Here is a 3,065-nt window from a genome sequence, read left to right as displayed (position 1 = left end):
TGTACAGTTGCTCCGTCAGACGGTAGCCGGGAATGGTATCGATCAAATTTACGGGTGCATTCATTGTGGGCTATCCTCATCTTCAATATTGATTTTTAACAGTTAATCTGGATTTCGATCTGCGAGGTTGAACGGTGATAGCACTTCGACCTCACCCTTTCACCGGCAACAAAATTACAAATTCAGTTCCTTGATGCAGTGCAGAGTTTACCTCCAGCTCCCCCATATGTTTTTCTACTACAATTTGGCGGGCGATCGCCAATCCCAATCCCGTTCCTTGACCTACAGATTTGGTGGTAAATAAGTGATCGAATATTTTTTGCTTCACTTCATCCGACATCCCTACTCCATTGTCTTTAATCCAAATCAAGACCCGTTTGCCTTCTTTGTCCGTAGCAGTTCGGATCGTGATTTGGTTAGGATTCGCTTTAAGTTCACTAAAGCTACGTTCCTTACTTGATTCTTCCAGCGCATCAATCGCATTAGCCAAAATATTCATAAAAACCTGATTCAACTGTCCGGGGAAACAGTCCACTAGAGGCAGCTTGCCATACTCTTTCACCACTTCAATAGCAGGCCGGCGCTCGCTGGCTTTTAAACGGTGCTTGAGAATCAAGAGAGTGCTGTCAAGTCCGTCGTGAATATTAAAAGGAACCGGGCGATAGGTATCTGCCCTCGAAAAAGTTCTCAAACTCGTACTGATATCGCGAATGCGATCGGCACCCTCATTCATGGATTTAATCAGTTCGGGCAAATCTTCTCGCAAATACTCTAAGTCTATGGCCTCGATTTTTTCTTCAATTTTGGCTCCCGGCTTGGGAAAATGATCTAGATAGAGATCGATTAGCTCCAACAGATTTTGTACGTATTCCTGAGCCGGTTGTAAGTTGCCGGCAATAAAGCCTAAGGGATTGTTAATTTCGTGGGCTACCCCTGCCACCAGATTGCCGAGAGCAGACATTTTCTCACTCTGCACCAGTTGCAACTGCATCTGTTTGAGATCGTGAAGATAAAGCTCTAGTTTTTGGGCATATTCCTGGGATTGCTGATACAGTCGGGCGTTCTGTAAGGAAATTGCAGCTTGCGAACACAGGATGTTGAGGATCGCGACGCGATCGCTGGTAAAAGCGCCGATAGCAAGGTTGTTCTCCAGATAGAGTACGCCTAACAGTTTTCCCTGATGGAGAATCGGCGCACACAACAGGCTCTTGGGCTGCCGGCGGATGATGTAAGGATCTGCCATCAGCGAAGAATCAGTTGTTGCATTACTAATCAGCGATGGTTGTAAGGTACGTTTAACGCTGTTGATTAGCGTAATAGGAAGCTCCTGACTTTCCTCAAGCGGAATTGATAGCAGCACAGTCGAGCAGGAAGCGAATGTAGTCATTGCTTCAACGATTAATTTATTCCCTTTGAGCAATAACAAGGCAGATTTGTCAGCGCCGGCATTTTCAATTACCACTTGCAGCAGCGTCGAGAGTAATCGCTCTAGATGAATTTCGCTAGAGAGGGTTTGGGAAGCTTTGAGAACAGTTTTTATATCTAATACAGCAGATATGCTGCAGCTGCTGGATGTTGATGATTTGCTAATCGTATGGGATGAAATGGTATTCCTTTCAGGGAGCGTTATTTCTGATGTAAGCTGTAATTCATCCGGTTGCAAAATTAACGCTAAGACTTCAGGATAGGATTGCTCCAGCTCCCTCACCTTAGCTGCGGCTCCCCAACGAGCGTAGCTATAGTAAGCATCGTGCAGGTAGTCTCTAGCAACGCGGGTTTTTCCCCACTCTAAATAGAATTTGGCTGCTAATTCGTTTGCCAGGGCAACTTCTTGTAAGTATTCATTCTTTGTCGCTCCAGCGATCGCGCGATCGTAGCATTCCAATGCTTCTGATTTGTACCCTAATACTCGGTATCGTTCGGCTTCAACTAAATAAAATTTGTGCAGGTAATTGGCTGGATCGTGGTCAGCCCAAGTTTTCATTTTTTCTTGGTTTTTAGCCACCCGATCCAGAATGCGTTGCTGTTGTGCCTCGGAAACCTGAGAATAGAGTGCCAGATGAGCTAGAGAATCGTACGTGTAGCAGATCGCAACAATGAATAAGCCTGTCGCGTTACCTATATAATTTTCCGCAAAGAGCGCGGCTTCCACCGCCAACTCAAACTTGCCAAACAGGTAACACAGATTCAGTTCGCTGGCATAGAAATAGTACAGCGCAGTTAGATCGCCCGATCGCTTGAGGGCTGGCACGATTTCCTGGCGCACGAAGGCATCTCCACTAAGCTGCCAAGGTTCGGCACAATTGCCTACCAGATTCAAAATTGCTTGCTGAAAAACCGTCAGATGGCTGGTAAGTCCTTCTTGGTTGAGGAGTTTGAGTTGCTCTCGGAAAGCAGCGCTCTCCCGGCTGAGATCGTTTAGTTCTCGACCGATAAACCAACAGTATGAGATGTAAGTGAATCCGCAAATGGCAGCCGATTCTAAATCTCCCGTTTCCAATCCAACTTCATAGCCTTCCCGGAGAAACGCTAAGGAGTTCTTGAGCGGCTCTTTCCAATGCCACACGCTACAGTGAATTGCAACATAGACTCTCGATTTCAGTTCTTTAGCATTAAAATGTTCGAGCAACTTCAATGCTAGTTGTGCGAACTGATAGCCACAGTCAACGTCTCCTACCACCCCACAAAGCATCAGCCCATAGTAGGCATACCCATTTGCAGAAAATGAACTATTGCCATATTGAACGGATAAATTGACCTGTTCTAGGACAATAAACGGTAACAGCGCTGGAGTGGCAACAAAGGCAGCAGCAGAAACAGCGGTAAGAATCCGTACAACTGCTAACTTGTTAGGATCTCTCATCTGAGGCAGAGTTATTAAGTCCAGCGGTTGCCTTCCAGCCAAGATGGATTTAGTAGCCTCAAATGCCCGCGTAACATCCGATTGACTGGGTTGCTCCGGAAGCTTGTTTCCCAAACGTTCCACACTCTTGAGGGCAATCTGTACGGCCTCTAGAAATTGATGTTGGGCTTGAGCAGCTTGAATTTGAATTTCATAGACCTTA

1 protein-coding gene is annotated in these 3,065 nt (G+C 46.0%); it reads right to left on the bottom strand.

Annotated features, from left to right (window positions below; all coding sequences use genetic code 11):
- Positions 1-151 precede the first annotated feature (151 nt).
- A partial coding sequence (locus QUA13_RS32055; RefSeq protein WP_333205076.1) for an ATP-binding protein occupies positions 152-3,065 on the bottom strand: 2,914 nt, incomplete at its 5' end.

Origin of the sequence: Microcoleus sp. S28C3 (assembly GCF_036700785.1) — a bacterium.
Taxonomy (GTDB): domain Bacteria; phylum Cyanobacteriota; class Cyanobacteriia; order Cyanobacteriales; family Microcoleaceae; genus Microcoleus; species Microcoleus asticus.
Note: the sequence above shows the minus strand (reverse complement) of the source record. Positions and strands in the feature narration are given on the sequence as shown.